The sequence below is a fragment of the Agromyces sp. NPDC055661 genome, assembly GCF_053618135.1.
Map to the genome: position 1 here is coordinate 2,579,669 of NZ_JBSHHC010000001.1, position 16,259 is coordinate 2,595,927.

Genomic DNA, 16,259 nt, shown 5'->3' on the forward strand with positions numbered 1-16,259 from the left:
TCGATGCCGAGCCGCTCCAGACCCCGGACGACCGGCTGGCCGCGGTCCGCGCGCTGACCGGCGAACGGGGCGGCCTCCTTGGCCGGTGGACCGCCGTCGAGGCGATCCTGAAGGCCGACGGCCGTGGCCTCCGAGTGGATCCCGCCGAGGTGCTCGTCGGGCGGCGGCACGGGCGCGTCGCCGACCGCGGCATCCGCTATCGACTGCATCGCGAGCCCGACCTCGACGGATGCGTCGTGACGATCGCCGTGGCGGCTCAGGACGGCCGCGGCGGCAGGGCCGGCAGCTCGGTGCGCAGGAGCCATGCGTCGAAGAGCGGGTCCAGCGGGGCATCCGCGAACCCGGCGGCGAACGCGCGGAACTCGACCGTCGACGCGACGCCGTAACGGCGAGACTCCGTCCAGCCTCGCAGCAGCGCGAAGAAGCGCTCGTCGCCGATCGTGAGGCGGAGCGCGTGCACGAGGCACGCCCCGCGCTTGTAGACCCGGTCGTCGAACATCAGGTCGGGTCCGGGGTCGCCGAGGAGCAGGTCGTGGGCGAGTCGAGCGAGCAGCGCGTGGGCGCGGCGGGCCATCGTGTCCGCGGAGGCGCGGCGCGACGCCTCCGACCACAGCCACTCGGCATAGCAGGCGAAGCCCTCGTTGAGCCAGATGTCGCGCCAGCTCGACAGCCCGACGCTGTTCCCGAACCACTGGTGCGCGAGCTCGTGCGCGACGAGGCGCTCGGAGCCGCCGCGGCCGTCGGCGTGGTTCGAGCCGAACGTGGCCATGCCCTGCGACTCGAGCGGGATCTCGAGGGAGTCCTCGGTCACCACGATCGTGTAGGACGGGAACGGGTACGGCCCGAATCGCGCCTGGAAGGCCTCGAGCATCGGGCCGACCGACGCGAAGTCGTGCAGGACCCGGCGGGCGATCGCGGACGGATAGGCGAGGATCCAGTCCACGCCGGCGGTGCGGCGGGGCTCCAGCGTGTAGCGCCCGACCTGCACGGTGGCGAGGTAGGTCGAGGTCGGCTCGTGCTGCTCGAACGTCCATGTGCCTCGGCCTGCGGATACGGAGTGGTCGACGAGCTGCCCGGTGGCGATCACGGTGTACGGCTGCTCGGCGCTCACCCGGATGCGGTACCGCGCCTTGTCGTCGGGGCGGTCGTTGCAGGGGAACCACGTCGGAGCGCCCGACGGCTGCGAGGCGACGAGCACCCCGTCGGTGAGCTCCTCCCACCCGATCGTGCCCCATCGCGATCGTCGGGGCGACGGCGAGCCGTCGTAGTCGACGACGAGCGTGAACTCCTGGCCCGCGGGGATCGGCGCGGAGGGTCGGACCGTCAGGTGGGTGGTGGACTGGGCGTACCGCACCTTGCGGTCGCCGTCGAGCCGCACGCGCTTCGCGCGCAGGTGCACCAGGTCGAGGTGGACCGCCCGAAGGGTGGTGACGGCTCGGCCACGGATCGTCGCCGTGGCATCCAGTCGATTGGTGGCGACCCGGTACCGCAGGTCGAGGTCGTAGTGCACGGTCGCGTAGTCGGGCGACCCCGACCGGGGGAGGTAGGCGTGCGGTGCGGCCGCGGCGGGTTGCGCCATCAGGCCGGCTCGGGACGGTAGTCGCCGACGACGACCGCGCGCCATGGGCCGATCGGGTTGCCGCTCCAGCGGCTCGCGTCGGGGACCGTCTCACCGCGCATCACGAGGGAGGCCGGGCCGACGGTCGCGTTCGCGCCGATGTCCGCGGCCGGCAGGATCACGCTGTGCGGTCCCAGCGTCCCGCCGCGTTCGATCGTGACCGCGTCCATGCTCATGATTCGATCATGGAACAGGTGCGTCTGCACGACGCAGCCCCGATTCACCGTGGATGCGTCGCCGAGGCTCACGAGGTCCGCCTCGGGCAGCCAGTAGCTGTCGATCCACACGCCCGCGCCGATCCTCGCGCCCAGGCTACGCAGCCACCAGACGAGGGCCGGGGTGCCCGCGGCGGCCTGGGCGAACCATGGTGCCGCGACCATCTCGGTGAACGTGTCCGAGACCTCGCTCCGCCAGATGAACGACGACCACAGCGGATGCTCGCCCGATCGGATGCGCCCGAGCAGCACCCACTTCGCGATCGTGCTCACGCCCGCGGCGACCGCGCCCGCCAAAAGGAGGACGACCCCGCTGACCAGGACCGCCACCGCGATGCCCCACGCCTCGATGAGCGCCGCGAGCGCCAGGAGCACGGCGAGCCCGATGCCGCAGGTGACGATGACCGGCACGATCCGCAGGAGCTCCCAGACGGCGCGCGCCCAGCGCAGGCCGGAGGAGGGATCGAACGTCCGGCTGCTGTCCGCGTCCTGGGCGCGACGCCGGAGCTTCACCGGTGGGGAGCCGAGCCACGACGACCCCGCCTTCGCCTTCCTCGGGGCGACCGAGAGCACGGCGACGAGCCCGTCCTTCGGCACCCGGTTCCCGCCGCCCGCCATGCCCGAGTTGCCGAGGAACGCCCGGGCGCCGATGTCGACGTGCGCGATCCGCACGTAGCCGCCGCCGAGCTCGTAGGCGGCGACGAGCGTGTCGTCGGCGAGGAAGGCGCCGTCGGCGATCTTCGTCATGCCGGGCAGGAGCAGCACCGTGGAGGCCTCGACGTCGCGCCCGACGTCGGCGCCGAGCATCCGCAGCCAGACCGGGGTGAACAGGCTCGAATAGAGCGGGAACAGGATCGTGCGCGCGAGGTCGAGGAGCCGCTCGATCGACCACGCCTGCCAGCCGATGCGGCTGCGCACCGGGAACACGCCCTCGACGAGGCCGATGCCGAACAAGCGGACGAACAGCACGACGAGGACGACGAGCACGAGGCCGGCGACCAGCGTCGCCGGGACGAGGCCGATCGCGCTGCGGACGGCGAGGTCGGCGAGCGACGTCGCACCACGCCCGATCGCGGCGATGACGGCCGCACCGGCCACGAACGCCACGATCGGCACGAGCGACACGACGACCGACGACAACGCGTAGGCGAAGAGCCAACGGGTGTGCACGGGCGGTCGCTCCTCGGGCCACCACGCGTGCGACTTTCCGACCCGGACGGCGGGCGACCCCGCCCAGTTCTGCCCGGCCGGCACGCGTCCGAAGACCGCCGACCCGGGCGCCACGGTCGCGTGCTTGCCGATCCGCGTCCCGGGCATGAGCGAGCTGCGGGCGCCGATCGAGCTCCCGGCCCCGATCCGGATCTCGCCGATCCGCACGAGGTCCCCGTCGATCCAGTACCCGGCGAGGTCGACCTCGGGCTCGACCGATGCGCCCTCGCCGACGCGGAGGAACCCGGTCACCGGCGGCAGCGCGTGCAGGTCCACGCCGGGCGCGATGCGTGCACCGAGTGCCCGGGCGTAGTAGCTGATCCACGGTGCGCCGGCGAGGCTGGGGGCGCCCACCTGGTGCGCCACCTGCTCGGCCAGCCAGAGACGCAGGTGCACGCTGCCGCCGCGCGGGTAGTCGCCCGGTCGGAGCCCGGCGAGCGCGATGCGGGCGATCAGCACGGCGACCGCCATCCGGCCCCAGGGCGTCACGAAGACCAGCAGCCCGACGATCAGCCACGGCACCGAGACCTCGGGCAACGCGTCGAAGCCGCCGAGCGGCCGCAGGATCGCACTCGCCGTCAGCAGGTACAGCGCCCAGCGGATCCCGTTGAGCACGAACAGCGGAGCGCCGAGGAGCGTCTGCAGCACCTGCATCCGAACCGGGGTGCGGGGCACGACGTGCGTCGACGCGGCCGAACGACTGTCGGATGCCTCGGCCAGCGCCGCCGCCATCGCCCCGAAGCGCGGGTGCGCGTAGACGTCGGCGACGGTGAAGTCCGGATGCCGCGTCCGCACCAGCGACACCAGCTGGGCGGCCGCGAGGGACCCGCCGCCGAGGTCGAAGAAGTTGACGTCGGCGGCCTCGACCGGAAGGCCGAGGACGCGTCGCCAGTCGCCGGCGAGGTCCCGGGCGACGGGGTCGAGCTCGGCCTCGGTCGAGCCGTCCTCGTCGCCCCCGTCCTCGACGGGCCACGGCAGGGCGGCGCGATCGACCTTTCCCGACGTCCGCACGGGCAGCTCCTCGACCACCGCGAGCAGCGGGACGAGCGCCGCCGGGAGCTCCTCGCGCAGGCGGGCCACGGCCGCGCGCCGATCGAACCCCGCGTCGTGCGCGACGGCGAGGTAGCCGACCAGCACGTCGTTCCCGGCCGCGCTGCGTCGCACCGCGGCGGCCGCCCCCGAGACGCCGGGGAGGTCCTGCAGCGCCGCCTCGATCTCGCCGAGCTCGATGCGACGACCGCCCACCTTCACCTGGTCGTCGGCGCGACCCTGGTAGAAGAGGCCGCCGCGATCGAAGCGGACGAGATCGCCGCTCCGGTACGCCCGGTCCCAGCCGAGCGTCGGCATCGGGGCGTACTTCTCCGCGTCCTTGGCGGCGTCGAGGTAGCGTGCCAGCCCGACGCCGCCGATGATCAGCTCCCCGACGTCACCGTCGCTCACGAGGTTCCCCTCGGCGTCGACCACCGCCAGGTCCCAGCCGTCGAGCGGGCCGCCGATGCGGACCGGCTCGCCCTGCGTCAGGAGCGCGGCAGTCGACACCACGGTCGCCTCCGTCGGGCCGTAGGTGTTCCACACCTCGCGCCCGTCGACCGCGAGCCGGTTCACGAGTTCAGGCGGACACGCCTCGCCGCCGAAGATGAGGAGCCGCACGCTGTCGAGCGCCTCGGCGGGCCAGAGTGCCGCGAGGGTGGGCACCGTGGACACCACCGTGATCCGGCGGGACGACAGCCACGGCCCGAGGTCCATCCCGCTCCGCACGAGCGAGCGCGGCGCCGGCACCAGGCACGCGCCGTGACGCCAGGCGAGCCACATCTCCTCGCACGAGGCGTCGAACGCCACCGAGAGCCCGGCGAGCACGCGGTCGGTCGTCGCGATCGGATCGTCGCGCAGGAACAGGCGAGCCTCCGCGTCCACGAAGGCTGCGGCCGACCGGTGGGACACGGCGACGCCCTTCGGGGTGCCGGTGGAGCCCGAGGTGAAGATGATCCACGCGTCGTCGGCCGGATCGGGCGGGGGAGCGAACGGGGTCGAACGGGTGCCGGGGCGGGCAGCCGCACCGTCGAACACGACGCTCGTCGCGGCATCCGGTGCCGTCGGTTCGAAGCCCGCCGCCGTCATGACGCCTCGGACGAGCGCCTCGGAGAACACGAGCTGCGCGCGTTCCTCGGGGTCGTCGAGGTCGACGGGCACGTATGCGGCGCCGACCGCGAGGACGCCGAGGATCGACAGGTACAGCTCACGGGTACCCGACGGCATGCGGACGCCGACCCGGTCGCCGCGCCGGACGCCCGCGGCGTACAGCCGAGCGGCGATGACGTCGACCTGCGCCATGAGCTCGCGATAGCTGAGCGCACCCCGGTCGTCCTCGATCGCCGACGCATCCGGTGCGAGCGCCGTCGTCGACCGCAGGACGTCGAGCAGCGTCCGAGGGCTCGGCGCCTCCGCGGAACGGCTCATGAGGCCCGGGGTTTCGGTCACGTGGTGCTCCTTGCTGCCCGGAGACAGGTCCGGACAGGTCGAGACGGGTCGCGACAGGTCGCGACAGGTCGCATGAGAAGGATGCCTCACCGTAGGGCCCGGTGGTTACCTCCCGGTGAAGTCGGCAGCGTTCCGTTCGCTCGAGCGAGTGTGCCCGCGTCGCGGACACGGGTGCCGCGCGGCGCCGATTCCTCGTTCGAGGGAGGGATCGGCGATCCGCGGGTGACCGAGCCCTGAACGTCGGACGCGAAACCTCCGAGCATGGGAACACGCGGATCACGCGGTTCGCGCCGACAGCCCGAGGAGGCGTCCCATGGCGAAGACCATCGACATCCAGGTCCCCGACCTCACCGGACGGCGGGCGGTCGTCACGGGCGCCAGCGACGGCATCGGCCTGCAGATCGCCGCGCGGCTCGCCCGTGCCGGCGCAGAACTGCTGATGCCGGTGCGGAACACGGTGAAGGGGCAGGCCGCGGCCGAGCGCATCCGTGCGCAGGCGCCGAATGCGCAGCTCGAGGTGCACGAGCTGGACCTCGCCTCGCTCGCATCCGTCGCATCGTTCGCGGACGGGCTGCTCACCGACGGCCGACCCGTCGGCATCCTCATCAACAACGCGGGCGTCATGAATCCGCCGACCCGGCAGCTCTCCGTGGACGGCTTCGAGCTGCAGTTCGCCACGAACCACCTCGGCCACGTCGCCCTGACCGCGCACCTGCTCCCGCTGCTGCAGGCCGGGCGAGCGCACGTGACGACCCAGGTGAGCGTCGCCGCCGACCAGGGCTCCGTCAATTGGAACGACGTGTCCTGGGCGTCGGGATACGACCCGATGAAGGCGTACAGCTCGTCCAAGATCGCACTCGGGCTGTTCGCCATCGAGCTCGACCGTCGAAGCGCGGACGAGGGGTGGGGCATCCGGAGCAACCTGTCGCACCCCGGGGTGACGCCCACGAACCTGCTCGCCGCGCAACCGCAGCTGGGTCGGCCGCAGGACACGACCGCGGTGCGGTTCATCCGCGCGCTGTCCCGTCGCGGCATCCTCTTCGGCACGCCCGAGTCGGCCGCGCTGACGGCGGTGTACGCGGCGACGAGCCCGGATGCCGCGGGCGGCCGCCTCTACGGGCCGAGCGGGTTCCAGCACCTGCGCGGCGTTCCCGCCGAGCAGCGGCTCTACTCGCGCCTCGAGAACGCCGCGGATGCCCGGAGGATCTGGGACCTCTCGGAGCGGCTCGTCGGCGTGGATCTCGTCGCCTGACCCGAGGCCGCCTGAGGTGAGGGGGAGCGCCGATCCCTTGTTCCCCCGCCGACGAGCACGAAGACTGGCCGTATGGACCGAGCGCAACTGGCCGACTTCCTCCGTCGCCGACGGGAGGCCCTGCAGCCCGAGGACGTCGGGCTGAGCCGGGGACCCCGCCGACGCACCGCGGGCCTGCGCCGCGAGGAGGTGGCCGCGCTGTGCGACATGTCCGTCGACTACTACAGCCGGCTCGAGCAGCAGCGGGGTCCGCAGCCGTCCGAGCAGATGATCGCGGCGATCGCGCGCGGCCTGCGCCTGACCCTCGATGAGCGCGACCACCTGTTCCGCCTCGCCGGCCACACCGCGCCCGCACGCGCGCAGCGCACCGACCACGTCTCGCCGGGCATGCTCCGCATCCTCGACCGGCTCGCGGACACGCCCGCGCAGGTGATGACCGAGCTCGGCGAGACCCTGGCCCAGACTCCCGTGGCCCGAGCGCTGTTCGGTGACGAGACGGCGTACGAGGGCGCCCTGCGGAGCGTCGGATACCGCTGGTTCATGTACCCGCCGGCTCGCGACGTCTACCCCGTAGACGACCACCCCATGCACTCCCGTGCGTTCACCGCGGACATCCGCGCCGTGTACGCCAAGCAGGGCCCCGGCTCGAGGGCCGCGCGGATGGTCGACGCGCTGCTCGTCGGCAGCCCGGAGTTCGCCGCGCTCTGGGAGGCGCACGAGGTGCGCAACACGCACATGCTCGAGAAGCGCCTGCAGCATCCCGAGGTTGGCATCCTCGACCTCGCGTGCCAGGTGCTCGTCGATCCCGACCAAGGGCAGACCCTGCTCGTCCTCACCGCCCAGCCGGGCACCGACAGCTACGACCGGCTGCGACTGCTCGCCGTCATCGGCACCCAACGGATGGCGATGGAGGCCGAGTCGTGACGTGAGCAGGGCGCCGGCCCGATCGCCGGATGCCGCATGGCCCGCCTCACCAGTGGAAGCCGCCCCAGTGGTGCCCGTGATGATGGTCGAGCAGGTGGCCGGCCTTGGTCTCCGAGATGCGCTCACCGGGTGCCCTGCGGGCATGGAAGAGCGCATAGCCCGACAGGAGGAGCAGGCCCCAGGTCGGCGCAACCGAATTCAGGTGGGCGAGCGTGCCGAACACGAGCCCGACCCCCGTGGCGGTGATGCCCAGCACGACCTGGCAGAACACGACCACCTCGATGTCGTCGTCGTGTCCGAGGTTGAGGTAGAGCCACGTCGACCGCGTGCTCGAGGTCGCCGCCCCGCCGGCCGCGGCGAGGGTGATGACGACGCCGCTGAGGATCGGAAGGGCCCTGGCACCGCCGTAGTCCGCGATGAGCGCGATGAGGCCTGCAGTGACGCCCAGCGCTGCGGCCGTCAGCAGGAGGCCCCGGATCGACGCCCGGTGGCGGCTCAGGGTCCAGAGCGCCGTGAAGAGGAGGCTCCCGACTGCGGTGAGCGCCACGATCTGGTGCAGGGCCTCCGATTCCTGCCCGTGCAGGGTCGCGCTGTGCACGCTGTAGAAGCTCGTTCCCAGTGAGATCGAGAGGAACAGGATCTGCGTGATCAGGAACTCCCGGACCCAGGGGTACTTCCGGTCGGGTCGCGCGCGCAGCGCCGTGAGGATGCCGACCGGCCGGCGGCGGACGGCCGGACCGGATGCCGTCGGGCGGATCGGCAGCAGCGCGAGGGAGGCGATGACCATCGCGGTGACGCCGATCCACAGCAGCGTCACGTGGGCGTCCTTGCCCTTCGGGTCGAGGAAGAGCACGCCCATGACGACCGTGATCGCCAGTGTGAGGATGGAGCCGCCGGTGCTCTGCACGACGCTGATGGCCGACTTCTGCGACGGTGCGAGCGAGGAGGACATGACCTCCACCACGGCGATCGACGCCACGCCCGCGAGCACGCCGAGCACGGCGGCGACGATCCAGAGCGTGTTCAGCCACACCTCGTCGACGACGGAGATCGCGATTCCGGTGATCGCGAACACGGTTGCGATCAGGATGAGGATCAGCGCGAGCGACCTCGAGACGGATCGCAGCCCGAGCACGCGCGGCGCGAGGATGACCCCGAGCAGGTTGGCCGCCGTGTAGGTGGGGAAGATCAGCGCGGCGGCGAAGGCGCTTCCACCGAATGCGACGCAGATGAACGGGAGCACCACGGCCACCGCGGTGAGCTGGTTCGCCACCGCGAAGCTCACGCTCTCCGTGGCCGCGGCGACGAAGTTCCGCCGAGTGGTTGGCGCGCTCACCACGGCACCACGGTACCGGTGGCGGGACGCACGCCGGCCGACACCACGCTCACCACCCGCCGCGCGTCGGCGTGTGCCCCTCGCGGGCGTCCTCGGGCATGGCCATCTCGGCGCGCAGCCCGAGCAGCCGGATCGGGCGGCCCGGCTCGATCCGGTCGGCGGCCAGCTGCAGCACGCGGCTGAGCACGTCCTCGCGATCGGACGACGACGGGACGCGACGCTGGTAGGTCTTCGTGATGAACGGCGCGTAGCGCACCTTGAGGGTGAGGCCGACGACCGGCCGTCCCTCGGCCGCGACGTCGTCGAGCACCCGTGCCGCGAGCTCGCGCAGCGCGGCCTCCACCTCGGCGGGGTCGGCGAGGTCCTGCTGGTACGTGGTCTCCCGGCTGTGCCCGCGGGCGACCCAGGGCGTGTCGTCGACCTCCCGCGCGCCCTCGCCGCGTCCGAGCAGCGCGTACCACGGACCCATGCGCGGCCCGAACTCCTCGATCATGGGCGCCGGCCGCGCCGCGGCGAGCTCCGCCACGGTGCTGATCCCGAGCTTCGCGAGCCGCCCCGAGATGCGCGAGCCGACGCCCCACAGGTCGATCGTCGGCCGGTCGCCCATGACCTCGAGCCAGTTCTCGACCGTGAGCCGGAACACGCCGCGCGGCTTGCCGAAGCCCGTCGCCACCTTGGCGCGCACGAGCGTGTCGCCGATGCCCACGGTGCAGTGCAGGTGCGTGCGCTCGAGCACGTCCCGCTGCAGCCGTCGCGCGTACGCCTCGGGGTCGTCGGTCTCGACGCCGACGAACGCCTCGTCCCAGCCGAGCACCTGCACGGTCGCTCCAGGCTGCGCGCGCAGCGTGGCCATCACGGCCTCGGATGCCGCGAGGTAGTGCTCCGCGTCGACGGGCAGGATCACGGCATCTGGCGCCTTCCGCGCGGCGAGGCGCAGCGGCATCCCCGAGCCGACGCCGAACTCGCGCGCCTCGTAGGAGGCGGTCGAGACGACGGCCCGTTCGGTGGGGTCGCCGCGGCCGCCCACGATCACCGGCTTGCCCGCGAGCTCGGGGCGCCGCAGCACCTCGACCGCCGCGATGAACTGGTCGAGGTCGACGTGCAGCACCCACGGGCGCTCGTGATCCCCCATCCAGTCCAGATAGCGCCATCCGGGCCGTTCGCGCAACCTCTTGCCCTCGAGTCCTCGGAGGGTGCAGATTATGTTCACCCCAATCGAAGGAGCGCATATGAGTTTCCTCGCCTTTCTCGTCCTCGGCCTCATCGCCGGCGCGATCGCCAAGCTGATCCTGCCCGGCAAGCAGGGCGGGGGCTGGTTCATCACGCTGCTGCTCGGCGTCGTCGGCGCACTGCTCGGCGGCTGGCTCGGCAGCCTGATCCTCGGCCGACCGCTGACGGAGTTCTGGGACCTGGGCACGTGGCTCCTCGCCATCGGCGGCTCGATCATCGTGCTGCTGATCTGGGGGCTCATCACGCGCAACCGCACTCGCACCACCTGAGCGGGCGACCACGATCCGAGCGGATGACGCGACCTCGCGTCATCCGCTCGATCGTGTCAGGGGGGCGTTCGAGTCGCGGGTGCTAGCGTGAGCCGAGACGCGAGGGAGGCCGAGGTGGAGCTGTTCGTCATGCTGCTGCGCCAGGTGCAGGCCTCGCTCGACATCGCCATCGCTTCGAACCCGCAGGTCACGGTGATCCTGCTCGGCGTGCTCGGCGCGGCCGCGGTGGTCCTCGTCGCCGCGGCGTGGAGTTCGGTGCCCGCGCTCGTCGCGGCCGATCCCAGCGGGGCCGCCACGCGGCTGCGGCAGACGGCCGATCCCGGCACGCTGCTCGCGCAGAGCGACCCCGACGCGGCGGGGCGCCCGCGCCCGAGGGCGCCCGGACGCGGCATCCCGGCCGCGTAACCGCACCGACCATCGACGACCCTGCCCGGCAGGGTGCACGGTCGACCCCGCTGTTCCGCGGCCAGACGGATCCCGCATCCCTCCGACCGTTTGGAACACCCCATGGACCTCTACGCCTTCCCGCCCATCGCCGCCGTGCTCGACGGCGCCCACGCCCTGCTCATGGGCCTCGCCGACCTGCTCCAGCCGCTCGTCGGCGTCTCGAGCGCCGCCGCCGCGATCGTGCTCGTCACGCTCCTCGTGCGCGCCGCGCTCGTCCCCGTCGGCGTCTCCCAGGCGAAGGCCGAGCGCACCCGCGCGCGGCTCGCGCCGAAGCTCGCCGAGCTGCGCAGGAAGCACGGCAGCAACCCCGAACGCCTCCAGCGCGAGACGATGGCGCTCTACTCCGACGAGGGTGCCTCGCCCTTCGCGGGCTGCCTGCCGATGCTCGTGCAGGCGCCGATCGTGGGCGTCATCTACGCGCTCTTCATCCTGCCCACCATCGCCGGCCACCCGAATACGCTGCTCGACCACACCCTGTTCGGCGTGCCGCTCGGGTCGAGCCTGGCGGGCGAGGTCGCCGCGGGCACGCTCACGCCCGGAGCGCTCGCGGTGTACGCCTCGGTCGTCGTCGCCATCGCGCTCGTCGGCGAGGCGACCCGGCGCGTCTTCCGCCCGCAGCTGCCGGATGCCGCGACGACGGCGTCCCCGTCGGCCGGCTCGTCGCCCGGCACCACGGCGCCCGACCCGTCCGCGCTGCTCGCATCGGCCGGCATGCAGCGCGCGCTCGGACTCCTGCAGTTCATCACCGCCGTGATCGCGATGTTCGTGCCGCTCGCGGCCGCGCTGTACCTGCTCGTCACGGTCGTGTGGACGCTCGGCCAGCGGGTCGTGCTGCGCCGGGCGTATCCGCTGCAGTCGCTACCGGCCTGACGGACCAGCGGGCGGCTCAGCCCTCGGCGTCGGCGAGCTCGACGAAGCGCCGCAGCATCCGTCGCGGTTCGGTGACGGATGCCGCGGCGACGCGCGCGTTGAACGCGTCGAGCTCGTCGGCCGGGAAGTACCCGTGGTGCCGGTAGACGACGGCGCGGGCGATGAAGTCCTCGGCCGAGACCTCGGGGTGGAACTGCGTCGCGTAGACGCGGCGGCCGACGCGGTAGACCTGCACGGGGCATCGGGCCGACGAGGCGAGGAGCACCGCGTCGGGCGGCAGGTCGTCGGCGGCCTCCTTGTGGCCGGCGAAGGCGTGGAACCGCTCGGGCAGCACGCCCACGAGCGGGTCGGCGACGCCCTCGGGCGTGAGCGTCAGCTCGATGGCGTCGGCGGGCTCGGCATAGCTGGTGCCGAGCGTGCCGCCGAGCACGCGCGTGAGCACGCCGATGCCGTAGCAGGTGAACAGCACGGGGAAGTCGCGGGCGAGGGCCGCCTCCGCGAGGCGCGCGAGGTCGTCCTCGACGCGTCGCTGCGTCGCGGACTTCTCGCGCTGGGGCGTGATCACGTTGTACGAGCTGCCGCCCACGACGACCCCTGCGACGCGGTCGAGTGGCGGCTCGCCGAGCGGCTCCCGGTCGAGGCGCAGGTGCTCGAGGCGATCGGGCTCGAGGCCCATCGCGACGCGCATCGACTCGTACTCGGGCCCGACCGCGTCCGCCTCGGGCCGCGCGGCGAGGAACAGGAACGGCTTCATCGCCCGCGACCGCCCCGTTTCCGGGCGGTGCGGCCCGAGCGGGCGGATGCCGCGCGCCCCGTGCCCCGGCCCCGGGACGCGGCCGTGCCGGCGCCGCCCTTCGGCGGGGTGGCGGCGGTCTTCTTCGGCCCGCCCGCTACCGAGCCGGTCGCGTCGTCGTCGGACTCGCCGCGCGAGCTCCGCGTCGTGCGGCCGCGCACGACCCCGACGAACTCCTGGATGTCGGCGTCGTCGCGCTCGACGCGCCAGACGAGCGCGATGCGCGTCGGCGCGGCATCCGTCACCGGCACTGCTGCGACGTCGCGACGGTGGTGCAGGCGGGCGAGGCTGTGGGGGAGGATCGCGTAGCCCGTGCCCGCGGCGACCAGCTCGACGGTCATCGCGGGGTCGGGCTGCACGGGCGCGGCGGGCTCGTGCTCGAGGTCGGCGAGCGTGAGCTCCGCGGCGTCGGCGAGCGGGTGATCCTTCGGGAGCACCGCGACGGCGACCTCCTCCCAGAGCGGGATGCGGTGCAGGCCCTCGGCGTCGACGGGCAGGCGCACGAAGGCGAGGTCGGCGTCGCCGGCGAGGACCTCGGCGAGCTGCTCGGGCTGCTCGACGCGCACCGCCTCGAGCGGCAGGTCGGGACGGCGCTCAGCCCAGGCGCGCAGCCACTTCGCGGGGCTCACCCCGGCGACGTAGCGGAGCCTCAGCGTCACAGCGCCCCCGTCCGATGTCCGACCCGTCCAGCCTGTCCACAGCCTAGCCAGTCGGGCGCGTGCGGCCGCCGCCCGGCGTCACACGTCGACCGACGGGCGGATGCCGCGGAACGGGGCTACGGTGTCAGGGTGAGCCAGTCCCAGTCGATGAAACCCGAGACCGCCGCCAAGAAGCTCGGCATCCTCCTCGAGGCCGCCCCCGCGGACTTCCGCGAGGGCGTCGTGACGCGGGACGAGCTGAGCACGCTGCAGACGGATCCGCCCGAGTGGCTGCAGGTGCTCCGCCGCGAGGGCCCGCACCCGCGTGGTGTCGTGGCCGCGAAGCTCGGGGTCTCGAACTCGGGACTCGCCCGCGGCGGGGTCACCGAGCCCCTCACGACCGCCGAGATCAAGGACCTCCTCGCCGCGCCGCCGCAGTGGCTCGTGCAGGAGCGGGCGACGCAGGCGGCCGTGCGCGCCGAGAAGCGCCGCGTCGCCGACCGCGATGCCGACCGGGCCGCGAAGCGCGCCGAGTCCGGCGGCGGCGGGGGCGGCTCGGGCGTCTAGCCGAGCCGCGGACTCATCCGTCCCCGATCCTTCCGCAGGAAGAATCGGGCGACACGCCGTGGCGAGTTCGCCGACACGCTGCGAGGACTCGGGATCTTCCTGCATTTCGTCGCAGGCGGGGTTCGAAACGCGCCTGCGGCGGTCCTCAACCCTCGGCGGTCGCGTACTGCGCGCGCAGGAACGCGGTCACGTCGGCGAGCTCGCGCTCGGAGACGGAGTGGCCGAGGCCCTCGTAGATGCGGGCGTCGAGCTCGGCGTGCGACGGCAGCCACGCCTGGGTGCGGGCGACGGATGCCGCGGGGATGACCCCGTCGTCGGTGCCGCGACCCCAGAACACGGGCGGCGCGAGCTGCGACATCCGCTCGTCGCCCCCGCGCACGCCCGGGAGCGCGAAGCCCGCGAGGCTGACGGCGAACGCGAACCGGTCGGGTGCGCGGCGGAGCAGCTCGAGCGCCATCGCGCCGCCTTGCGAGAAGCCGAGGAGGCCGACCGACGTCGTGTCGGGCGCGACCCGGTCGAGCCAGTCGATGATCGCGGTCGTCGCCTGGTCGGCGCTCTCGAGCGCCTGCTCCTCGCCCTGCGCGAGCAGGGGGAACCACGCGTACCCGTAGCCGGCGTCGATCGGCGCCCGCAGCGACGCGATCGCGGGCGCGAGCGGCAGGTACGGGGCGAGCCCGAACAGGTCGCCCTCGTGGGAGTTGAAGCCGTGCAGCAGCACCAGGAGCGGGCGCTCGGCCCGGTCGGACGGCGATGCCGACCAGAGCACCGCCTCGTCGTCGATCCGCATCAGGGCATCGTACCCCGGGCCGTCGGGCCGTCCGTGAGGCAGAATCGAGGCATGAGCGTGCGCACACCCGACCCGGACTGGAACCCCGGCGACGAGCCCGTGGTTCGCCCGCCCGCGAATCCGGGCTGGCTGAGCGACCTCGAGCTCGCCGAGGTGCGCGGGCGGCTCCCGCTGCTCTACGTCGAGGCGGTGCCGGTGCGCGTCGACGGGTTGGGGCAGGTGACCGAGATCGGCATGCTCCTGCGCGCGAACGCCGTCGGCGAGATGACCCGCACGCTCGTCTCGGGGCGCGTGATGTACGGCGAGACCATCCGCGACGCGCTGTTCCGCCACCTCGAGAAGGATCTCGGCCCGATGGCGTTCCCGCTCCTGCCCGCCAGTCCCGTGCCGTTCACCGTCGCCGAGTACTTCCCGCTGCCCGGCCTCTCGCCGTTCACCGACGAGCGGCAGCACGCCGTGTCGCTCGCGTTCGTGGTGCCCGTGACGGGCACGTGCGAGCCGCGCCAGGACGCGCTCGAGGTGACCTGGATGACGCCCGTCGAGGCGGCGTCGGAGAGCATCGCGGCCGAGATGGAGGGCGGGCGCGGGGTGCTGCTGCGCCAGGCGCTCGCCGCGGTCGGCGCGCTGCGCTGAGCCCGTGGTGGGCTGAGCCGCCGGGCTATGCCGTGAGCGCGAGCGTGTCGAGGAACAGCCGGGCGATGCGCTCGGCGTCGACGTCGAGGGCGACCTCGACCCGCGTCCACTCGCCGGCCAGGCCGTGCACCATGTCCTCGCCCGAGAAGTCTCGCCGGTCGACCAGCGTCTGTCCGCGCCCGTAGCCCGCGAGCTCCACGCGCACGGGCCGCACCTCGGTGCGGAGCGCGAGGGGGTCGACGATCGAGCAGACCGCGCCGGCGTCGCCGATGAGGCCGGTGTACTCGGCACGCTCGTCCTCGGAGAGCACGACGCGGTTGCCGAGGAGCGCGCCCACCGCCCGGCCGAGCGCATCGTCGCCGTGCTCCAGCGCCCACGCCGTGTCGTGGTCGACGGCGACGCGATTGAACACGTCGAGGCCGTACATGTAGGCGGGCACGCCCGAGTCGAGCACGATGGCCGCGGCCTCGGGGTCGTGCCACACGTTGAACTCCGCCACCGCGGTCGCGTTGCCGACGCTCGCCGATCCGCCCATGAAGACGATGCGCTCGAGGTTCGCGGCGACCTCGGGGTAGGTGCGCAGCAGCAGCGCGAGGTTCGTCTGCGGTGCGAGCGCCACGAGCGTCACGGGTCGGTCGTGCCCGAGGATGAGCCGGCGCAGGAGCGCCACCGCGGCGACGGGCTCGGGCTGCCGTGCGGTCGCCGGCAGCGCGACGCCGCCGAGTCCGTCGGCGCCGTGCACGTGCCGAGCCTCCCGCGGCGCCTCGATCAGCGGTCGGGGAGCACCCGCGGCCACCGGCACGTCGGGCGCGCCGACGGCGTCGAGCACGCGCAGCGTGTTGTCGACGACCTGCGGGAGCGGCGCGTTCCCGGCCACGCACGAGATCCCGAGCAGGTCGAGGCCCGGATGCCGCACCGCGAACATGATGGCGAGGGCGTCGTCGACCCCGGTGTCGACATCGAGGATGACGGGAACGCTCATCGGATCACCGT

The 16,259-nt window shown here is 73.2% G+C and carries 15 protein-coding genes; 7 read left to right on the forward strand and 8 right to left on the reverse strand.

Features of this window, described 5'->3' with window-relative positions; all coding sequences use genetic code 11:
- Positions 1-256: 256 nt before the first annotated feature.
- Both ACWGO8_RS11900 and ACWGO8_RS11905 read right to left on the reverse strand, forming a co-directional pair.
- Positions 257-1,579: a M1 family metallopeptidase gene (locus ACWGO8_RS11900; protein WP_452043256.1), complete on the reverse strand. Its 1,323-nt coding sequence runs from the start codon at positions 1,577-1,579 to the stop codon at positions 257-259.
- Positions 1,579-5,520 carry a Pls/PosA family non-ribosomal peptide synthetase gene (locus tag ACWGO8_RS11905; RefSeq protein WP_452043257.1) on the reverse strand — a complete coding sequence of 1,314 codons (3,942 nt, stop codon included), beginning with the start codon at positions 5,518-5,520 and terminating at the stop codon, positions 1,579-1,581. The genes ACWGO8_RS11900 and ACWGO8_RS11905 overlap by 1 nt, the downstream gene beginning before the upstream one ends.
- A gap of 313 nt (positions 5,521-5,833) precedes the next feature.
- On the opposite strand from ACWGO8_RS11905, the gene ACWGO8_RS11910 reads away from it, so the two are divergent.
- Both ACWGO8_RS11910 and ACWGO8_RS11915 read left to right on the forward strand, forming a co-directional pair.
- Positions 5,834-6,772: an SDR family oxidoreductase gene (locus ACWGO8_RS11910; RefSeq protein WP_452043258.1), complete on the forward strand. Its 939-nt coding sequence runs from the start codon at positions 5,834-5,836 to the stop codon at positions 6,770-6,772.
- Positions 6,773-6,844: 72 nt separating this feature from the next.
- Positions 6,845-7,696 (forward strand): helix-turn-helix transcriptional regulator, encoded by an 852-nt coding sequence (locus tag ACWGO8_RS11915; protein ID WP_452043259.1) that lies wholly within the window; start codon positions 6,845-6,847, stop codon positions 7,694-7,696.
- Between the two features lie 46 nt (positions 7,697-7,742).
- Here ACWGO8_RS11915 and ACWGO8_RS11920 read toward each other — a convergent pair whose 3' ends face one another.
- Together ACWGO8_RS11920 and ACWGO8_RS11925 are read right to left on the reverse strand one after the other, a co-directional pair.
- Entirely contained in the window at positions 7,743-9,035 is a 1,293-nt protein-coding gene (locus tag ACWGO8_RS11920) for a hypothetical protein (protein ID WP_452043260.1), read from the reverse strand.
- Between the two features lie 46 nt (positions 9,036-9,081).
- Positions 9,082-10,164, reverse strand: coding sequence for a DNA polymerase IV (locus tag ACWGO8_RS11925; protein WP_452043261.1), 1,083 nt, complete (start codon positions 10,162-10,164; stop codon positions 9,082-9,084).
- A gap of 97 nt (positions 10,165-10,261) precedes the next feature.
- On the opposite strand from ACWGO8_RS11925, the gene ACWGO8_RS11930 reads away from it, so the two are divergent.
- The 3 genes from ACWGO8_RS11930 (at position 10,262) to ACWGO8_RS11940 (ending at position 11,848) form a co-directional block, all read left to right on the forward strand.
- Positions 10,262-10,531, forward strand: coding sequence for a GlsB/YeaQ/YmgE family stress response membrane protein (locus ACWGO8_RS11930; RefSeq protein ID WP_452043262.1), 270 nt, complete (start codon positions 10,262-10,264; stop codon positions 10,529-10,531).
- 87 nt (positions 10,532-10,618) lie between these two features.
- Complete coding sequence (locus ACWGO8_RS11935) at positions 10,619-10,936, forward strand: DUF6412 domain-containing protein (protein WP_452043263.1); 318 nt, start codon at positions 10,619-10,621, stop codon at positions 10,934-10,936.
- 102 nt (positions 10,937-11,038) lie between these two features.
- Entirely contained in the window at positions 11,039-11,848 is an 810-nt protein-coding gene (locus tag ACWGO8_RS11940) for a YidC/Oxa1 family membrane protein insertase (RefSeq protein ID WP_452043264.1), read from the forward strand.
- Between the two features lie 16 nt (positions 11,849-11,864).
- Here the strand turns inward: ACWGO8_RS11940 and ACWGO8_RS11945 are convergent, their stop codons facing one another.
- Together ACWGO8_RS11945 and ACWGO8_RS11950 are read right to left on the reverse strand one after the other, a co-directional pair.
- The gene (locus tag ACWGO8_RS11945; protein ID WP_452043265.1) at positions 11,865-12,602 is read right to left on the reverse strand and encodes a glutamine amidotransferase; all 738 of its coding nucleotides are present in this window, start codon (positions 12,600-12,602) and stop codon (positions 11,865-11,867) included.
- Positions 12,599-13,300, reverse strand: a complete 702-nt coding sequence (locus ACWGO8_RS11950) for a LysR family transcriptional regulator substrate-binding protein (RefSeq protein ID WP_452043266.1) — start codon at positions 13,298-13,300, stop codon at positions 12,599-12,601. The genes ACWGO8_RS11945 and ACWGO8_RS11950 overlap by 4 nt, the downstream gene beginning before the upstream one ends.
- A gap of 147 nt (positions 13,301-13,447) precedes the next feature.
- Here ACWGO8_RS11950 and ACWGO8_RS11955 point away from each other — a divergent pair, with 147 nt between their 5' ends.
- Positions 13,448-13,846, forward strand: coding sequence for a DUF5997 family protein (locus ACWGO8_RS11955; protein WP_452043560.1), 399 nt, complete (start codon positions 13,448-13,450; stop codon positions 13,844-13,846).
- Positions 13,847-13,991: 145 nt separating this feature from the next.
- Here the strand turns inward: ACWGO8_RS11955 and ACWGO8_RS11960 are convergent, their stop codons facing one another.
- Entirely contained in the window at positions 13,992-14,633 is a 642-nt protein-coding gene (locus ACWGO8_RS11960; RefSeq protein ID WP_452043267.1) for an alpha/beta hydrolase, read from the reverse strand.
- 51 nt (positions 14,634-14,684) lie between these two features.
- Here ACWGO8_RS11960 and ACWGO8_RS11965 point away from each other — a divergent pair, with 51 nt between their 5' ends.
- Positions 14,685-15,266 (forward strand): NUDIX hydrolase family protein, encoded by a 582-nt coding sequence (locus ACWGO8_RS11965; RefSeq protein WP_376953904.1) that lies wholly within the window; start codon positions 14,685-14,687, stop codon positions 15,264-15,266.
- Between the two features lie 25 nt (positions 15,267-15,291).
- On the opposite strand, the gene ACWGO8_RS11970 is transcribed toward ACWGO8_RS11965, so the two are convergent.
- Positions 15,292-16,248, reverse strand: a complete 957-nt coding sequence (locus tag ACWGO8_RS11970) for a nucleoside hydrolase (RefSeq protein WP_452043268.1) — start codon at positions 16,246-16,248, stop codon at positions 15,292-15,294.
- Between the last annotated feature and the right edge of the window lie 11 nt (positions 16,249-16,259).

What these genes read in the sequence shown, in the direction of transcription:
- ACWGO8_RS11900 (WP_452043256.1), bottom strand. Translation starts at nt 1,579, where the DNA reads ATGGCGCAACCCGCCGCGGCCGCACCGCACGCCTACCTCCCCCGGTCG.
- ACWGO8_RS11910 (WP_452043258.1), top strand. Translation starts at nt 5,834, where the DNA reads ATGGCGAAGACCATCGACATCCAGGTCCCCGACCTCACCGGACGGCGG.
- ACWGO8_RS11915 (WP_452043259.1), top strand. Translation starts at nt 6,845, where the DNA reads ATGGACCGAGCGCAACTGGCCGACTTCCTCCGTCGCCGACGGGAGGCC.
- ACWGO8_RS11925 (WP_452043261.1), bottom strand. Translation starts at nt 10,164, where the DNA reads ATGGGGGATCACGAGCGCCCGTGGGTGCTGCACGTCGACCTCGACCAG.
- ACWGO8_RS11930 (WP_452043262.1), top strand. Translation starts at nt 10,262, where the DNA reads ATGAGTTTCCTCGCCTTTCTCGTCCTCGGCCTCATCGCCGGCGCGATC.
- ACWGO8_RS11940 (WP_452043264.1), top strand. Translation starts at nt 11,039, where the DNA reads ATGGACCTCTACGCCTTCCCGCCCATCGCCGCCGTGCTCGACGGCGCC.
- ACWGO8_RS11945 (WP_452043265.1), bottom strand. Translation starts at nt 12,602, where the DNA reads ATGAAGCCGTTCCTGTTCCTCGCCGCGCGGCCCGAGGCGGACGCGGTC.
- ACWGO8_RS11955 (WP_452043560.1), top strand. Translation starts at nt 13,448, where the DNA reads ATGAAACCCGAGACCGCCGCCAAGAAGCTCGGCATCCTCCTCGAGGCC.
- ACWGO8_RS11960 (WP_452043267.1), bottom strand. Translation starts at nt 14,633, where the DNA reads ATGCGGATCGACGACGAGGCGGTGCTCTGGTCGGCATCGCCGTCCGAC.
- ACWGO8_RS11965 (WP_376953904.1), top strand. Translation starts at nt 14,685, where the DNA reads ATGAGCGTGCGCACACCCGACCCGGACTGGAACCCCGGCGACGAGCCC.
- ACWGO8_RS11970 (WP_452043268.1), bottom strand. Translation starts at nt 16,248, where the DNA reads ATGAGCGTTCCCGTCATCCTCGATGTCGACACCGGGGTCGACGACGCC.